The organism is Streptomyces sp. NPDC043952 (genome assembly GCF_056435325.1).
Genome location: NZ_JBWKES010000009.1, coordinates 65,051 through 81,522, shown reverse-complemented (window position 1 = coordinate 81,522; position 16,472 = coordinate 65,051). Strand labels below are relative to the sequence as shown.

The 16,472-nt window shown below is 74.3% G+C and carries 13 protein-coding genes; 2 read left to right on the top strand and 11 right to left on the bottom strand.

Features of this window, described 5'->3' with window-relative positions:
• Window positions 1-5: 5 nt before the first annotated feature.
• The 3 genes from AC069R_RS13200 to AC069R_RS13190 form a co-directional block, all read right to left on the bottom strand.
• Window positions 6-314: a TFIIB-type zinc ribbon-containing protein gene (locus tag AC069R_RS13200; protein ID WP_478766934.1), complete on the bottom strand. Its 309-nt coding sequence runs from the start codon at window positions 312-314 to the stop codon at window positions 6-8.
• Between the two features lie 104 nt (window positions 315-418).
• Entirely contained in the window at window positions 419-1,297 is an 879-nt protein-coding gene (locus tag AC069R_RS13195; protein WP_478767075.1) for a phosphotransferase, read from the bottom strand.
• A 408-nt stretch (window positions 1,298-1,705) separates the two neighbouring features.
• Window positions 1,706-1,882: a hypothetical protein gene (locus AC069R_RS13190; RefSeq protein ID WP_397986869.1), complete on the bottom strand. Its 177-nt coding sequence runs from the start codon at window positions 1,880-1,882 to the stop codon at window positions 1,706-1,708.
• 601 nt (window positions 1,883-2,483) lie between these two features.
• Here AC069R_RS13190 and AC069R_RS13185 point away from each other — a divergent pair.
• Window positions 2,484-3,935 carry a serine/threonine-protein kinase gene (locus tag AC069R_RS13185; protein WP_478766933.1) on the top strand — a complete coding sequence of 484 codons (1,452 nt, stop codon included), beginning with the start codon at window positions 2,484-2,486 and terminating at the stop codon, window positions 3,933-3,935.
• Window positions 3,936-3,948: 13 nt separating this feature from the next.
• Here AC069R_RS13185 and AC069R_RS13180 read toward each other — a convergent pair whose 3' ends face one another.
• The 8 genes from AC069R_RS13180 to AC069R_RS13145 form a co-directional block, all read right to left on the bottom strand.
• On the bottom strand, window positions 3,949-4,767 hold the full coding sequence (locus AC069R_RS13180; protein WP_478766932.1) for a TrmH family RNA methyltransferase: 819 nt from the start codon (window positions 4,765-4,767) through the stop codon (window positions 3,949-3,951).
• Window positions 4,768-4,875: 108 nt separating this feature from the next.
• Window positions 4,876-6,108: a uroporphyrinogen-III C-methyltransferase gene (cobA, locus tag AC069R_RS13175; protein WP_478766931.1), complete on the bottom strand. Its 1,233-nt coding sequence runs from the start codon at window positions 6,106-6,108 to the stop codon at window positions 4,876-4,878.
• A gap of 420 nt (window positions 6,109-6,528) precedes the next feature.
• Window positions 6,529-10,314 (bottom strand): nicotinate-nucleotide--dimethylbenzimidazole phosphoribosyltransferase, encoded by a 3,786-nt coding sequence (gene cobT, locus AC069R_RS13170; protein WP_478766930.1) that lies wholly within the window; start codon window positions 10,312-10,314, stop codon window positions 6,529-6,531.
• 336 nt (window positions 10,315-10,650) lie between these two features.
• A complete protein-coding gene (gene cbiE, locus AC069R_RS13165; RefSeq protein WP_478766929.1) occupies window positions 10,651-11,874 on the bottom strand; it encodes a precorrin-6y C5,15-methyltransferase (decarboxylating) subunit CbiE in 1,224 nt (407 codons plus the stop codon).
• A gap of 113 nt (window positions 11,875-11,987) precedes the next feature.
• Window positions 11,988-12,626, bottom strand: a complete 639-nt coding sequence (locus AC069R_RS13160; RefSeq protein ID WP_478766928.1) for a GNAT family N-acetyltransferase — start codon at window positions 12,624-12,626, stop codon at window positions 11,988-11,990.
• A 171-nt stretch (window positions 12,627-12,797) separates the two neighbouring features.
• Window positions 12,798-13,628, bottom strand: a complete 831-nt coding sequence (locus tag AC069R_RS13155) for a MetQ/NlpA family ABC transporter substrate-binding protein (RefSeq protein WP_478766927.1) — start codon at window positions 13,626-13,628, stop codon at window positions 12,798-12,800.
• 113 nt (window positions 13,629-13,741) lie between these two features.
• Complete coding sequence (locus AC069R_RS13150) at window positions 13,742-14,488, bottom strand: methionine ABC transporter permease (protein WP_478766926.1); 747 nt, start codon at window positions 14,486-14,488, stop codon at window positions 13,742-13,744.
• Window positions 14,485-15,519, bottom strand: coding sequence for a methionine ABC transporter ATP-binding protein (locus AC069R_RS13145; protein ID WP_397986860.1), 1,035 nt, complete (start codon window positions 15,517-15,519; stop codon window positions 14,485-14,487). The genes AC069R_RS13150 and AC069R_RS13145 overlap by 4 nt, the downstream gene beginning before the upstream one ends.
• 591 nt (window positions 15,520-16,110) lie before the next feature.
• On the opposite strand from AC069R_RS13145, the gene AC069R_RS13140 reads away from it, so the two are divergent.
• Window positions 16,111-16,470 carry a hypothetical protein gene (locus AC069R_RS13140; protein ID WP_471065933.1) on the top strand — a complete coding sequence of 120 codons (360 nt, stop codon included), beginning with the start codon at window positions 16,111-16,113 and terminating at the stop codon, window positions 16,468-16,470.
• Window positions 16,471-16,472 lie beyond the last annotated feature (2 nt).

The window sequence follows — 16,472 nt, the reverse complement described above, 5'->3', positions numbered from 1 at the left end:
TGGCCTCAGCTGGAGAACAGCATGTGCGTGAAGCTCCGGTGGTGGCGGTCGTGGTGGCCGTGATGACCGTGGTGCCCGTGCTCGTAGTGGCCGCCGTACGGGGCGCCCCAGGCGGGCGCGGACGGGGCCGGGTATCCCTGCGGGGCGGCGGGCGGTGCCGGCGGGGCGGGCTTGGACCACTGGGACTCCAGCTGGGTCAGCGCCTCCAGCTCGCCGTAGTCGAGGAAGATGCCGCGGCACCCGCCGCACTGCTCGATCTGGACGCCGCTGCGGTTGTACGTCTGCATGGGTGCGTGGCACTTCGGACACTGCATCGTCGGCTCAACTCCTCGCCGGTCGGTACTGCTTGGTGTTTCCCCTGCACAGACTCCGTTTCGCCGCGCGTGGTTGCACCGTCTTCTTACCGAAGCCTCCTGGGTCACCGGGCGGGCATGCGGGCGCAGGCGTCGGCGACGGCCTGTTCGACCTCGTCCAGCGGGCGGTCCGCCGCCAGCGCCTTGGTGATCGCCAGGGCGGCCGTCTGCACGGTGAGGGCGCGGGCCGGGACGTCCAGGGCGGGCCAGGGGTCGCCGGTCACGGGGACGGCCGGCCCCCCGGCCTCCCGGTAGGCGGTGAGGAAGCGGGTCCACTCCTCGGGCGGGAGGAGCCCGCAGGCGAACCAGGCGGCGGGGCGGGCGAGGTCCCAGGCGGGGACGCCGAGCCCCAGGTCGTCCACGTCGATCAGCCGCCAGGGGCCGTCGGGGGCGGGGTGCCGGACGAGCTGGCCGAGGTGGAGGTCGCCGTGGCAGAGGACGGCGGGCCCCGGTATCGGGGCCTCGGCACGGGCCCAGGCGGGGAGGGCCGCCCAGGCCGCGAGGACGGGGCGGGCGGCGGGGTGGGGGCGCCCGGCCAGGGCGGCGCGGAGCCGGGTGACGGCGCGGGCGGCCTTGGCGGGGCCGCGCATCGGGGGGAGCGCCGGGTGGGGGGTGCCGCGGTGCAGCCGGGCGAGGAGGGTGGCCACGGCTTCCCAGGGGGCGGCGGCGGGGGCGTCGGGGTCCACGGGGGCGCCGTACGGCCAGGTGGTGACCAGGCGGTCGTGCAGTTCTTCCGTGGTGGGGGTGAGCGGGGGCAGGAGGACGCCGGGAAGCTTGGCGGCCGTTTCGAGGCGGCGGGCCAGGTGGGTGGGGTCGGTGCCGGGGGCGTGGGCCTTGACGACGGTGTCCCCGAGACGGAGGACGGTGGCGTCGGGGCGGTCGGCGAGGATGGTGGGAGTGCCGGTGCCGGTGGCGCGGACGTGTGCCGTGAGCACGGGGAGGATGGTCACGGGGCCTCGGGGTGTCGGGGGTGGGGTGAGGGTTACGACGGTGGGGCGGGGGGTGCCGGTTGCGGTACGGGGTGCTGCGGCTGGGCGGGGGTGGGCCTCGCTCGCCCGCGCTGGCGCAGTGACGGGCAGCGGCGCCACGCAGGCAACGGCAGTGCAGTTCCCCCAGGGGCGCGGGGAACTGCGCGAGCGGCCACGGCGGGGCCGCACCCGCGCGACGGCCGTAGCCGCAACGGCGAGCAGGCGTCCGGCCGAGCACCCGCAGGGCACTCGCAGGGAACGGCGATGCCGGCGCAGCTCCCCAGCTGCGCCGGCATATGTGCCGTCCGCCGCACCCCCGTCCCCACGGGGTTTCATGGGTGGATGTCCCCGCCCGAACCGCTCTTCCGGGCCTGGGGTCGCCGCTCAGCGCCCCAGCATCGCACCCACGGACGACGCCTGTGTGGCCACCGTCTCCCAGCCGTCGAAGACGAGCAGGAGCAGGGCCGCCAGGGGAAGGGCCATGAGCGTCGCCACCAAGGGGTGGCGGCGGCCCGCGCGGCGGGGTGCGAACGCGGGGCGTCGCGGTGCCGGGTGGGCCATGGTCCCTCTCCTGACCGTCTCGTGTTGTCCTACAGCGGCGAGTGTCCGACCTCGGGGGACGAGCGCTGCACCCGCCGCTTGACCTCAAATCTAGGCGCGGGGCGCGAACCGGGCGTCATGCCCTCGTACCGATTGCCGGGCCTCCCGGAGGATGAGCCGCCGGCCGCGGTCTACTCCCCAGGGTGGAGAGCCGACCCCACGTCTCGGGGTCTTCCCTGAGGGGTCGCCCGCCGTGTCGGGCATGTCGGACGCGGGCGGCGTCCCCGAACGCGTGACTTCGATCACTCGGGGCGGTCACGGGGCGGGGGCCGGGCGCGGTGCGGGCACCGGTCGGCGACGGGCGCGGCGGGGCGTGGGCGGCGGGTCGCGGGAAGGGAGGGGAGGGAGGTGACCGCTGGTCGCGGTGCGATCAACCTCCTTTCGGGCGCGCCCGGTTGACGGTGACGGTCGGTCAAGAGGAGTCGGACCGCTGGGGTCCTGACCGCGTTTCACCTCACCGGCGTGGCGCGCACAATCCGTCGTGCCCAGAGGGCGCGGCCTCTGCGCGCACGCGGCTCGGGAAACGTAAGCTGTGCCACGTCAGAGGGACCGGGCAGCGGGGATGAACATGGCGATGATGCGCCTGAGGCGCGAGGACCCGCGCGTCGTCGGCTCGTTCAGGCTTCACCGACGGCTCGGCGCGGGCGGGATGGGCGTGGTCTACCTCGGCTCCGACAAGAAGGGCCAGCGGGTCGCCCTGAAGGTGATCCGGCCTGATCTCGCCGAGGATCAGGAGTTCCGCTCGCGTTTCGCGCGCGAGGTCTCCGCGGCCCGTCGTATCCGGGGTGGTTGCACGGCCCGGCTGGTGGCCGCCGACCTGGAGGCCGAGCGCCCGTGGTTCGCCACCCAGTACGTCCCCGGACCCTCGCTGCACGACCGGGTCGCCGACGAGGGCGCGCTCCTCGCGGCCGACGCGGCGGCGATCGGCGCGGCGCTGTCCGAGGGCCTGGTCGCGGTGCACGAGGCCGGGGTGGTCCACCGGGATCTGAAGCCCTCCAACATCCTGCTGTCCCCCAAGGGGCCGCGGATCATCGACTTCGGCATCGCCTGGTCCACCGGTGCCTCCACGCTCACCCATGTGGGCACCGCCGTGGGCTCCCCCGGCTTCCTCGCCCCCGAGCAGGTGCGCGGCGCGGCCGTCACCCCGGCCACCGACGTCTTCTCGCTGGGCGCGACCCTCGCCTACGCCTCGACCGGCGACTCCCCCTTCGGGCACGGCAGTTCGGAGGTGATGCTGTACCGGGTGGTGCACGAGGAGCCGCATCTTCAGGGCGTGCCCGACGCGCTCGCCCCGCTGATCCGGGCCTGCCTCGCCAAGGACCCCGAGGACCGGCCCAGCACGCTCCAACTGTCGCTGCGGCTCAAGGAGATCGCGGCCCGCGAGGCACAGGGCCTGACCGAGGTACGGCCGCCCTCCCCGCGCGCGGCGGAGGCGGACCGGCCCACCGGGCGGCTCGTCGACACCTACCCGGAACCGCAGCGCGCCGCGCGCCGCCCGGCCCCCGGCACTCCGCCGAGCGGTGCCGGGCCCCGGAGCGGAATGCCCTCGCGGGGCGGCGGGCGCGGTGGCGGCACCCCCGCGCGTCCGGGTGCGCCGCGGCCCCCCGAGCAGCGGAGCGGCGGCCCCCGCCCCACCGCCGGCCCCCGCCCCACCGCCGGCCCCCGTCCCACCGGCGGTGGCCACCCCGGCACCCGTGGTGGCGCCCGGCGCCCGGCCCCGCGCACCACGAAGACCGGGCTGCGCCCCGCCAACCCCCGGCTGCTGCGTCAGCGCCTCACCGTCTTCTTCGTGGTGACCCTGCTCGTGGCCCTCGGCATCGCCCTGGCCCAGGGCTGCCAGGGCCCGACTCGTGGCCTGGGCGGCGGGTTCGGGGGCGTGTCCGGCGGGAGCGGCGTGACGGGCGTACGGCAGTCGTGGCAGATGCCGGTCGAGCGCACGGGGGCGGTCGGGCAGGCGCGGCCGTACGACGACCCGTACGGGTCCTCCCTTACCCGCCCCGGCGCCGGAGCGTAGGAGAGAGTCCCGCTCAGCCCTGCGGTCGTCCCGTCGCCACCGCGTAGAAGGCGACCGCGGCCGCCGCGCCCACGTTGAGCGAGTCGACGCCGTGGGACATCGGGATGCGGACCCATTCGTCGGCGGCGACCAGCGCCTGCCGGGACAGGCCGTCGCCCTCGGCGCCCAGCATCAGCGCGACCCTGTCCATGGTGTGCGGGGCGGCCTCGTCCAGGCTGCGGGCCTTCTCGTCCGGGGTGAGGGCGAGCAGGGCGAAGCCGGCCTCGCGGACCTGCTCCAGGCCCTTCGGCCAGTTCTCCAGGCGGGCGTACGGCACCGAGAACACCGCGCCCATCGACACCTTGACGCTGCGCCGGTACAGCGGGTCGGCGCAGTCGGGCGAGAGCAGGACCGCGTCCATGCCGAGGGCGGCGGCGGAGCGGAAGATGGCGCCGATGTTGGTGTGGTCGTTGACCGACTCCATGACCACCACGCGGCGGGCGGAGCCGAGCAGTGCGGCGGCGGTCGGCAGCGGCTTGCGCTGCATGGAGGCGAGGGCGCCGCGGTGCACGTGGTAGCCGGTGACGCGCTCGGCGAGTTCCGGGCTCACGGCGTAGACGGGGACGGACAGTTCGTCGATGACATCGCGCATGACGTCGATCCACTTGGCCGAGAGCAGCATGGAGCGCATCTCGTAGCCGGCGTCCCTGGCCCGGCGGATGACCTTCTCGCCCTCGGCGATGAACAGTCCCTCGGCGGGCTCGCGCTTGCGGCGCAGCTCGACGTCGGTCAGGTCCGTGTAGTCCGACAGGCGCGGGTCGTCGGGGTCCTCGACGGTGATGAGATCGGCCACGGGGTGATACTGCCTTGTCCTGGTGGGGTGCCAACGGCTGGGTAGGGGTGCGTTACCCGAGGTTACGCGTGATCACGGGGGCTCGGTCGGTGACCGGGGGGTATTCGGTCAGCCGGCCGGCGCGGGGCCCTGCGTCACGACCTCGCCGATCACGATGACCGCCGGGGGCTTCACGTCCTCGGCGCGGACGGCCTCGGCGACCGTGGCGAGGGTGGCGTCGACCCGGCGCTGCGCGGCCGTCGTGCCCTCCTGCACCAGGGCGACGGGGGTCTTCGGGGACTTGCCGTGCGCGACGAGCGTCTCGGCGATCTTCCCGATCTTGTCGACGCCCATCAGGATCACCAGCGTGCCGGTGAGCCTGGCCAGGGCGGGCCAGTCGACCAGCGAACGCGCGTCGTCGGGGGCGACATGGCCGCTGACGACCGTGAACTCGTGGGCGACGCCCCGGTGGGTGACCGGGATGCCGGCCGCGCCCGGCACCGAGATGGAGCTGGAGATGCCCGGTACGACGGTGCAGGGGATGCCGGCCTCGGCGAGCGCCTGGACCTCTTCCATGCCCCGGCCGAAGACGAAGGGGTCGCCGCCCTTGAGCCGTACGACCGACTTGCCCTGCCTGGCGTGTTCGATGAGCGCGTTGTTGATGGCCTCCTGGGCCATGTAGCGGCCGTACGGGATCTTCGCCGCGTCGATCACCTCGACGTGCGGCGGGAGTTCGGCGAGCAGGTCGCGCGGGCCGAGCCGGTCGGCGATCACGACGTCCGCCTCGGCGAGCAGCCGGCGCCCGCGGACCGTGATCAGGTCGGGGTCGCCGGGCCCGCCGCCGACCAGGGCGACGCCGGGGGCGCGGGTGCGGTGGTGGGGGGCGACGAGGGTGCCGTCGCGCAGGCCCTCGACGACCGCGTCGCGGATGGCGGCGGTGTGCCGGGGGTCGCGGCCGCGGGCGTCCGTGGTGAGGACGGCGACGGTCACGCCCTCGCTGGTGCCGGTGGCGGGGGTCCAGGCGGTGGCCCGGTCGGCGTCGTCGGAGCGGACGCACCAGACGCGGTGCCGCTCGGCCTCGGCGGAGGCGGCGGCGTTGGCGGCGGGGTCGCTGGTGGCGATGAGGGCGTACCAGGCGTCGGCGAGGTCGCCGTCCTCGTACCGCCGCCGGTGCCAGGTCAGCTCGCCGGCGTCCGCCATCGCCTCGACCGAGGGGGTCGCCTCGGGGGAGACGAGGACGATGTCCGCGCCGGCCGCGATCAGGGCGGGCAGGCGGCGCTGGGCGACCTGTCCGCCGCCGAGGACGACCACGCGGCGGCCGGACAGGCGCAGCCCTACGGGATAGGCGGGGTGTTCGGCCATGGCTCCTCCGGGGGCGTTGGGTGGCCCTGACGTGCGGATTTTACGGTCCCGGAGGGCGCGGACGGGACGGGTGTCCGGGGGGGTGGGCAGGCGCGGCCCGGTGGACGGTATCTGGGATGGGCGGGTGCGGCCCTGGTGGACGGGTGTCCGGGGGTGGACGGGTGCGGCCCTGGTGGACGGGTATCTGGGGGTGGGCAGGCGCGGCCTGGTGGACGGGTGTCCGGGGGTGGACGGGTGCGGCCCTGGTGGACGGGTGTCCGGGGGTGGGCGGATGGGGCCCTGGTGGACGGGTGTCCGGGGGTGGGCAGGTGCGGCCCTGGTGGACGGGTGTCCGAGGGTGGACGGGTGCGGCCCGGTGGGTGGGTACAACCACTGGGCCGCACCCGCCGGGCCGCGTCCGGGACCGCGGTGCCGTGGCACCTACTTCTCGGTGACCCCCGCCGAGTCGAACGTGGCCACCTCGTGCATCGCTCTCGCCGCGCTCTGCACCAGCGGCAGGGCGAGCAAGGCACCGGTGCCCTCGCCGAGCCGGAGGTCGAGGTCGATCAGGGGGCGCAGGCCGAGCTTGTTGAGGGCCGCGACATGGCCCGGCTCGGCGCTGCGGTGGCCGGCGATGCAGGCCGCGAGGACCTCGGGGGCGATGGCGCGGGCCACGAGGGCCGCGGCACCCGCGCTCACGCCGTCCAGGATGACCGGCGTACGCAGGGACGCGCCACCGAGCAGCAGGCCGACCATCGCCGCGTGCTCGAAGCCGCCGAGGGCCGCGAGGACGCCGATGGGGTCGGCCGGGTCCGGCTGGTGGAGTTCCAGGGCGCGCCGGACCACCTCGGTCTTGCGGGCCAGCGTCTCGTCGTTGATGCCGGTGCCGCGGCCGGTGACCTCGGCCGGATCGGTGGCGGTGAAGACGGAGATCAGCGCGGCGGAGGCGGTGGTGTTGGCGATGCCCATCTCACCGGTGAGCAGCGCCTTGTTGCCGGCCGCGACCAGATCGCGGGCGGTCTCGATGCCGACCTCGATGGCGGCCTTGGCCTCCTCGCGGCTCATCGCGGGCCCGGCGGTCATGTCGGAGGTACCACCGCGGATCTTGCGGGGCAGCAGGCCGGGGGTGGCGGGCAGGTCGGCGGCGACACCGACGTCCACGACGCACACCTCGGCACCGACCTGGGCGGCGAAGGCGTTGCAGACCGCGCCCCCGCCCAGGAAGTTGGCCACCATCTGGCCGGTGACCTCCTGGGGCCAGGGGGTGACGCCCTGGGCGTGCACGCCGTGGTCGCCCGCGAAGATGGCCACGGCGGCGGGCTCCGGGATCGGCGGCGGGCACTGCCGGGACAGGCCCGACAGCTGTGCGGAGATGATCTCCAGCATGCCGAGCGCGCCGGCCGGCTTGGTCATGCGCTTCTGGCGCTCCCAGGCCTCACCGAGGGCCTTGGCGTCGAGCGGGCGGATCTGGGCGACGGTCTCGGCAAGCAGGTCGTGGGGTTCCTCTCCGGGCAGCGCACGGCGGCCGTACGTCTCTTCGTGCACCACCCAGGACAGGGGGCGTCGCTTGGACCAGCCGGCCTGCATCAGCTCGGGCTCGTCCGGGAATTCGTCGACGTACCCGACGCACAGGTAGGCGATGACCTCCAGGTGCTCGGGCAGGCCGAGCGCGCGCACCATCTCGCGCTCGTCGAAGAAGCTGACCCAGCCTACGCCGAGGCCCTCGGCGCGCGCGGCGAGCCAGAGGTTCTCCACGGCGAGCGCGGCGGAGTACGGCGCCATCTGGGGCTGGGTGTAGCGGCCCAGGGTGTGCCGGCCGCCGCGGGTGGGGTCGGCGGTGACGACGATGTTGACCGGGGTGTCGAGGATGGCCTCGATCTTCAGTTCCTTGAACTGCTTGGCCCGGCCCTTGGGCAGCGACTTCGCGTACGCCTCGCGCTGGCGCATGGCCAGTTCGTGCATGGTGCGCCGGGTGTCGGCGGACCGGATGACGACGAAGTCCCAGGGCTGCGAGTGGCCGACGGAGGGCGCGGTGTGCGCGGCCTCCAGGACGCGGAGCAGCACCTCGTGCGGGATGGGGTCGCCGCGGAAGCCGTTGCGGATGTCGCGGCGCTCGCGCATCACCTTCAGCACGGCCTCGCGCTCGGCGTCGTCGTAGCCGGGGGCGGCGGGGCCGGTGGCCTGCGGCGCGGGCGCGGGTGCCGCTTCGGCCGGGGTCTCGCCCTGCTCGACGGCGGGCTCCGGAGCCTCGGCGGCGGGCTCCGGGGCCTCGGCCTGCGGTACGGCCTCGGCCTCGCGCGGCGCGGGCACGGTGGCCTGCGGCGCGGCGCCCTGCGCGGGCAGGGTGAGCGGGTGCGGCGCGGTCGGCGCGAGCTGCGGGTCGCCCGGCACCTGCCCCTCCACCGGCACGGACTCCCCGGCCGGCTGCTCGGGAGCCGGCTCCAGGGGAACGGCGGGCGCGGGCACGGCGGTGTCCACCGGCTCGGGGGCCTGCGGGACCGGGGCTTCGGCGGCCGTCGGAGCTTCGGCCTGCGGCTGGATGGGGGCGGCGGCCTGCGGCTGTACGGGGGCTTCGGCGGGGGCCGGTTCGGCGGCCTGCGGCTGTACCGGGGCGGCTGCGAGGGCCGGTTCGGCGGCCTGCGGCTGCGTGGCCTCCGCGGTGACGAGGTCCGCCTGCGGGTCGGTGGCCACGGCGGCGACCGGCGCCGGGGTGGCGTCGGCGGGCTGCTGGGGGGCGGCGGGTACGGCGGGGTCGCTCGCCGGGGCGGGCTCGGCGGCCAAAGCCGCCTGGGCCGCCGGGTCCTGAGCCGCCGGCTGCGCCTGCGCCTCGGCCAGGGACTCCGGCTGCGCGGGCTGCTGCGGCTGCGGGGCACTGGGCGCGGCCGGGGTCACCGGGGCCTCCTGGACCACGGGCTCCACCGGCTGCGTGCCCTGGACCTGCTGCGCGTCCGGCGCGGGGGCGGCGGGAACCTCGACCGCTTCGACCGGGACGGCCTGCTCGACCGGGACGGCCACGGGCTCGGCGGGCTCAACCGGCTGGGCGGGCTCGACCGGCTGGGCGGGCTCGGCGGCGACCGGCTCGACCGGCTGGACCACCTGGACGGGTTCGGCGGCGACGGGCTCGTCCGGCGCGGCGGCCTGCGCGACCGCGGCAGCCTCGGCGGCCTCGACCGCGAGCGGCTCGGCCTGCTGGACGGCCTCGACCGCAGGAGCCACGGCGTCGGCGGCCTGCTGGGCGTCCGACACGGGCGCGGCGACGGCCTCGACCGGCTGGGGCGCCTGGGCGGCCTCCGGTACGGGCTCGACGGCGATGGGCTCGGCGGCCGGTACGGGCTCGGCGGTGACCGGCTCGACCTGCTGAGCGGCCTCGGCGACCGGGACGGCGGCATCGGGCGCCTGGACCTCGGCCTGCGCGGGCGCACCGGCCTCCGGCGTACCGTCCACGGGCGCCGGGGCCTCGGCGACCTGCGCCTCCTGGACCGGCTGGACCTGCGGCACGGGCGCGCCCGCTTCCGTGACCTCGGCGACCTGGGCGTCCGGTGCCTGCACGGGCGCCACGGCGACCGGCACGTTCTCGCCGGCCACCGGCGCCGCCGCGCCTTCGGTCACGATCTGCTGGGAAAGCTCGGGTGCGGGCACCTGCGCGACGGCCTCACCGGCGGCGGCCTCCGGCGTACCGGCGACCGCCGGATCAACCGTTTCCGCACCCGGCCCCTGCTCCGCGACCGGCGCCTGGGACACCTCCGCCGCGTCCGGTACCTGTCCGGCCACCGGCGCCGCCACCGCCGTACCCGCCGGAGCCGCACCCCAGGGGGCCGCGCTCTGCGGGCCCATCTCCCGGAGCGGCTGGGCGTCGAGGTACTCGGGGCCGCGGTCGGCGAGGGAGCGGACCGGTCCCGCGGAGGCGCTGGGGATGGGCGGGCCGAGATGCAGCGGGCGGCGCGGCGCCGGCGTCTCCTGCGCGGACGGCAGGCGTACGCCGTTGAGGTCCACGGAACCCGTGTCGCGGCCGGAGGCCTCGTGGACGGCCTCGACCACCGGCTCCGGGGCGGGTGGCGGCACCTCGTTGCCCCATGCGCCCCGGGCGCCCGGCAGCAGCAGGTCTTCGTCCTCGGCGGGGGCCTCGGAGAGGTAGGTGTACGCGCCGTGCGCGGTGACGCCCGGCTGCTCCACCATGCCTGCGCTCTCCGGCTGCCCCTCGCCCGGGACCTGGCCGGTGTCGGTCATGCGTACCCCTCGCCCAATCGGTTAGTGCTCCTACGACCAGCTCACCCGGAACGGCACACCGACCGCCCCGTAGTGAAGAACGAGCGTGCGTGCCCAGCGGCACGAACGACCCGCCGGAAAAGGCGACAAAGCCATTCAGTGGCATTGTCCCGGTCGTTGCCTCGTCGCGACAGCATGATCCGCGACAGGCCGCTGTGGACTACGCCACGTTGCGCGTCCACGGGTTCGCCGTACCACACCCACCCCAAAACGGGCGTGCGTTCCGGACATTGGCGAACGAAGTTCCGGGCCACCGGTGCGGTACAACGATCGGCCAGCCTACCGCGCGCGGTACGACTACCGGATCACGGGGCGATCGGACAGTATGCCGCTGAGCAGGAACGCGACGTTCCGCTCGGTCTCCCGCCAGGCGCGGGTGTCGAGTTCGACGGACTGGAGCAGGGCGCACTCGACGCGGTATCCGTGCTCGCTCAGGTCGCGGCCGACGAGTTCGGCCGCGTCGCGGGTCGCGGCATGGGTGACGATGCGCTGCGGGCGCCGGTCGGCGACCGCCGAGACCACGGCCGCTCCCCCGCCGCCGACCCGGACCACATCCGGTTCGGGCAGGTCCTCCAGGACGTGCGGGGCGCTGCCGTGCACCACCTGGAGCTGGACGCCGTAGCGGCGGGCGGCGCCGTCGGTGCGGGCGCAGGCGGCCGGGTCCTGGTCGACGGCGATGACGGCGGCACCGGCGCGCGCGGCCTCGGTGGCGAAGGCGCCGGAGCCGCAGCCGATGTCCCAGACGAGGTCGCCGACCCGCGGTCCGAGGCGGGCGAGTTGGGCGGCCCGCAGCAGCTCGGTCTCGCCCTCGCCGAGGGCGGTGCCGTCGCCGTACGCCTCGTCGGGCTGGACCCAGCCGCGCGGGCCGGTGCCCGGATCGCGGCCGGCGATCCAGCCGCCGCCCTCCGTGGCGTTCGCGGGGCCCCCGATGACGATGACGAGGTTGGGGTCGCGCCAGGTGTGGTCGGCGGCCTTGTCGGAGGTGACGATGGAGACCTGTTCGCGGTCGGTGCCCAGTTCCTCGCAGACGACGAAGGTGCGGTGGACGCCCGCGAGGAGGAGGCCGAGTTCGGCGGGGCCCGCGCCCGGCGCGGTGAGGACGGCCACCTTGGTGTGGGCGCGGCAGACGTTCACGGCCCGGCGCAGGGTGCGCGGGTGGGCGACGACGACCTGGGCGTCGTCCCAGGGCATGCCGGCCCGCGCGAAGGCGGCGGCGACGGAGGAGACGCCGGGGACGACCTCCACCTCCAGGCCGAACTCGGGGGCGCGCAGGGTGCGTACGACGCCGAAGAAGCCGGGGTCACCGTCGGCGAGCACCACCGCGGTGCCGCGGTGGCCGGCGATGCGGCGGGCGGCGAGCGCGACGCTGCCGAGGCGGATGCGTTCGGCGGAGGGCGGGATCTCGGGCAGTGCCAGGTGGTGGGCCGCGCCTGCCACGAGGGTGGCGGCGCCGAGGGCGGAGCGTGCCGCGTCGGTCAGCGGCGAGCCGTCCCAGCCGATCACCGTGACCCGGTCGGCCATCGTCGTCCATCTCCAGGTTTTCGCAGGTCGTCAGGGGTGCGGGGCCCGTGGGCGGGCTCCGTGAGGGTACCCGGTCGCGCGGCGTCGCGGGCGGCGGGGCGCGGCGGCGGGGGTCAGTTCCAGTCGGCGTACGAGGTGAAGCCGCCGGTGTCGGCGAGCTGTTCGTCGGCGCCTTCCAGGTCCTCCGGCAGCAGGCTCCACACGATGAAGTCGGTGCGCAGGTCGGCCCAGCCGCCGTCCTCGGTGCGCACATGGACTATGCACGCGTTGCGCAGCACCCCCTCGCTGATGCAGCCGATCTTCTGGGCGACCTGCTGGGAGGCGGTGTTGTCGGCGGCGGTGCGCAGCTCGATGCGCTCGAAGCGCTGGTCGCCGAAGAGCCAGCGGGCGGTGGCGAGCGCCGCCTCGGAGGCGTACCCCTCGCCGCGGGCCCAGGGGGCGATGATGTACGACAACTCGGTGGCGCGGACGTGCCAGTTGGTCCGGGTCAGCTGGACGATGCCGACCAGGCGCTGGGTGAGGAACTCGGTGACGGCGAGGTCGAGTCCGCGGCCGGCGGCGCGTTCGGCGGGCGCGTGCTCGGTGATCCAGCGCCGGGCGCCGGCCTCGGTGAACGGCTGGGGCACGTCGGTCCAGGCGGCGACCTGCTCGTCGTTCATCATCTCGGCCAGGGCGGGCACGTCGTCCTCGTCGAGGGGGCGCAGCACCAACCGCTCCGTGCTGATGGAGATGTTGGGGAAGGTGCTCGTCATGCGCCGCTCCGTAACCTTCGGGGAGAACTCGAGTGCCAGCGGCCGCCGTGGCGCGGTCCTGCTGAACTGCCCAGCATGCAGCATGAAACCACTGAACCGCACGACGGGGTCCACACCCGGTGAGGGAGTGGACCCCGTGGGTCGCGACGCGGTGTGTGCCGGTGGCCGGAATCAGAAGGACGGGATGACCGAGCCCTGGTACTTGTCCTCGATGAACTTCTTGACCTGGGGCGAGGTGAGGAGCTTGGCGAGCTTCTTGACCCGCGGGTCGTTCTCGTTGCCCTTCTTCACGGCGAGGAAGTTGCCGTAGGGGTTGTTCTTCGCGGACTCCAGGACGAGGGCGTCCTTGGCGGGCTTGAGGCCCGCGGAGATGGCGTAGTTGCCGTTGACGACCGCCGCGTCCACGTCGTCCAGGGAGCGCGGGGTCTGGGCCGCCTCGACCTCCTTGAACTGGAGGTGCCTGGGGTTCTTGGCGATGTCCTCGGGGGTGGCCTCGTTGCCGGCGCCGGACTTGAGGGTGATGAGCCCGTTGTCGGCGAGCAGCTTCAGGGCGCGGCCCTCGTTGACGGCGTCGTTGGGGACGGCGACGGTCGCACCGTTCTTGAGGTCGCCCGCCTTCTTGACCTTGTGGGAGTACAGGCCGAGGGGCTCCAGGTGCACCGTGACGACGGGCACGATGTGGGTGCCGCGCTTCTTGTTGAAGTCGTCCAGGTACGGCTTGTTCTGGAAGTAGTTGGCGTCCACCGAGCCGTCCTCGGTCGCCGTGTTCGGCGTGATGTAGTCGGTGAACTCCTTGACCTGGAGGTCGAGCCCGGCCTTCTTCGCGAGGTTCTTCTCGACGAAGTTCAGGATCTCGGCGTGCGGGACCGGGCTGGCGGCGACGACCAGCGGGCCGCTGTAGTCGTGGGAGGCGGAGGAGTTGCCGGAGCCGCAGGCGGTCAGCCCGAAGGTGAGGGCTCCGGCGGCGAGGACGGCGGTGGTGAGCTTGGCGGTGTTACGCACGAAAAGTGCCTTTCCTTATGGGTGGTGCGACCCCGCATCAGGGGGTGCGGCGCGAAGCGCCTCGTTGAGGGGTGGTGGTCGGGTGACGGGTGGGCGGGGAGTCTGGGGTGCTGCTAGGCGGCCTTGGTGACCTCGGCCGGGTCCGGCTTCCGGTCGTCCTTGGCCTTCAGCAGCCGCAGCTTGGGCGCGGGGCCCGAGCGGCCGCCGCGGCGGTGCAGGGCGCGGGCCGCGAAGTCGCCGGCGAACTGGATGAGGGAGATGACGACGGCGAGGATCGCGACGGTGATCCACATCAGCTCAGTCTCGAAGCGCTGGTAGCCGTAGCGGACGGCGAGATCGCCGAGACCGCCGCCGCCGACCGTGCCGGCCATGGCGGAGTAGCCGATGAGGGCGATGACCGTGGTGGTGGTGCTGGCGATCAGGGAGGGCAGGGACTCGGGGACGAGCACCTTGCGGACGATGGTCCAGGTGTTGCCGCCCATGGACTGCACGGCCTCCACGAGCCCGCCGTCCACCTCGCGCACGGCCGTCTCGACCAGGCGGGCGAAGAACGGGATGCCGCCGATGGCGAGCGGCACGACCGCGGCGGCGGTGCCGATCGTGGTCCCGGTGACCCAGCGGGTGAAGCTCATCAGGGCGACCATAAGGATGATGAACGGCAGCGAGCGGCCGACGTTCACGATCTGGCCGATCACCTTGTTGGCGACGACGTTCTGGAGCAGGCCCCCGCGGTCCGTGAGGACGAGGAGGAGGCCGAGCGGGAGGCCCACGACGACGGCGATCAGGGTGGACCAGAGCACCATGTCGAACGTCTGGGAACACGCGTCCGACAGCAGCGGCCGCATCTCGGACCAGGTCACTTGGCACCTTCCTTGACCAGTACGGGCTCCTGGCCCACGACGTCGATCTGGAGTCCCTGCTCGCGCAGGAAGCCGATGGGCACCACGTTGTCCTCGTAGTGGCCGGGCAGCTCGATGCGCATCCGGCCGATCTGGAGGCCGCCGACGGTGTCGATGGCGGCGCCGAGGATCGAGATGTCGATGTTGTAGGTGCGGGAGAGCTGGGAGATGACCGGCTGGGTCGCGGCCTCGCCGTGGAAGGTGACGTCGAGGACGGTGCGCTCGGTGCCGGTGCGCTCGCCGCTCACCGGGAACAGGGCGGCGGCCAGCTGGGAGCCGGGGGTCGCCAGCAGCTCGCTGACCGTGCCGGACTCCACGATCCGGCCCTTCTCCATCAGGGCGGCGGAGTCGCAGATCGACTTGACCACGTCCATCTCGTGGGTGATGAGCAGGACGGTGAGGCCGAGCTGCCGGTTCAGGTCGCGCAGCAGCTGGAGGATGGAGCGGGTGGTCTCCGGGTCGAGGGCGCTGGTGGCCTCGTCGGAGAGCAGCACCTTGGGGTCGCCGGCCAGGGCGCGGGCGATGCCGACGCGCTGCTTCTGGCCGCCGGAGAGCTGGGCGGGGTAGCTCCTGGCCTTGTCGGCGAGGCCGACCAGGTCGAGCAGTTCGAGCGCCTTGCGGGAGCGTTCCTTCCCGGACTTTCCGAGGATCTCCAGCGGCAGCTCGACGTTGTCCTGCACGGTCCGCGAGGACAGCAGGTTGAAGTGCTGGAAGACCATGCCGATCCGGCTGCGCGCCTGGCGCAGTTCCCGGCCCGCGCGCGGTCCGCGCCCGGCCAGGGCGGTGAGGTCCTGTCCGGCGACGGTCACGGTGCCGGAGGTGGGGCGCTCCAGCAGGTTGACGCAGCGGATGAGCGAGGACTTGCCGGCGCCGGACTGGCCGATGACGCCGTAGACCTCGCCTTCGCGGACGTGGAGATCGACGCCGTCGAGGGCGGTGACCTCGCGGCCGCGGGAACGGTAGACCTTGGTGAGGCCCGATGTGGTGATCACAGGATTTCCGTCACTGTCGAGTGCGCGGGCGCGGGTGTGCCCGGACACGGGTGCGTTGCGTGCGTTCATGGGGGTACGCGGCACGGTTCTCGGGGTGGCGGTGCAGCGGGAGAACGTCGTGTGCGCGCGGCGGCCCTCGGTCACACGCGCCTGGGTAGGGGCGCGGGACGGGTCGCGGCTCTCGCTTCGGGGCGCGAGGCTCAGGTGGTGCGGGGGCCCTCTAGAAGGCGCACATTCGACACGGACACAGACAAACAGCACCGGGCGTCATGGGCGCCCCGGTCGCAGGGATGCGGCTGCTCGTCGTGGTCATGCGGCCCAGTAAAGCAGAAGCGCGCCGGGGACCGGTGGCCGCTGTCCGCATAGTGGACAGCGGCGGACACCTCGGGGCGGGCCCGGCCGCGGCCGGGGACCTGCGCTCCCCCGCCGGTGACCAGTGCGCGCAAGGCCGCGCGGCCGTCCTCGACGAGACCGGCGTCCCCTTCTTCACCCCTGCGGGTTGTGGCCAACGCCACGGTCCGTGTGCCGGACCCGGTGGTGTACGGCGGGGTCGGGGGCGTTGCCCCGATTCCGCCGTAATAAGGTCACCGCATGCTCACTGTCCTGACGCTGGTGACCGGGGTCGCCGCGCTGCTGCTCGCCGCGTGGTGCGGCTGGGCCGCCTATCGTGACCAGCCGACGAAGGACTGGCACCTCATCGGCATGGCCGTGGTGTCGCTGCTGGCCGCGATCCAGCTGGTGATCGGGATCGTGCAGCTGGCGCGGGGCGAGAAGCCGGCGCAGGGGACCACGATCTTCGTGGCGTATCTGCTGGGCGCGTTCGCGTGCGTGCCGGCCGCGGGGTTCATGTCGCTGGCCGAGCGGACCCGCTGGGGTTCGGTGACGGCCGCGGCGGGCGGAGTGGTGCTGGCCGTGCTTCAGGTCCGGCTCTTTGACATCTGGGGAGGCTGAGG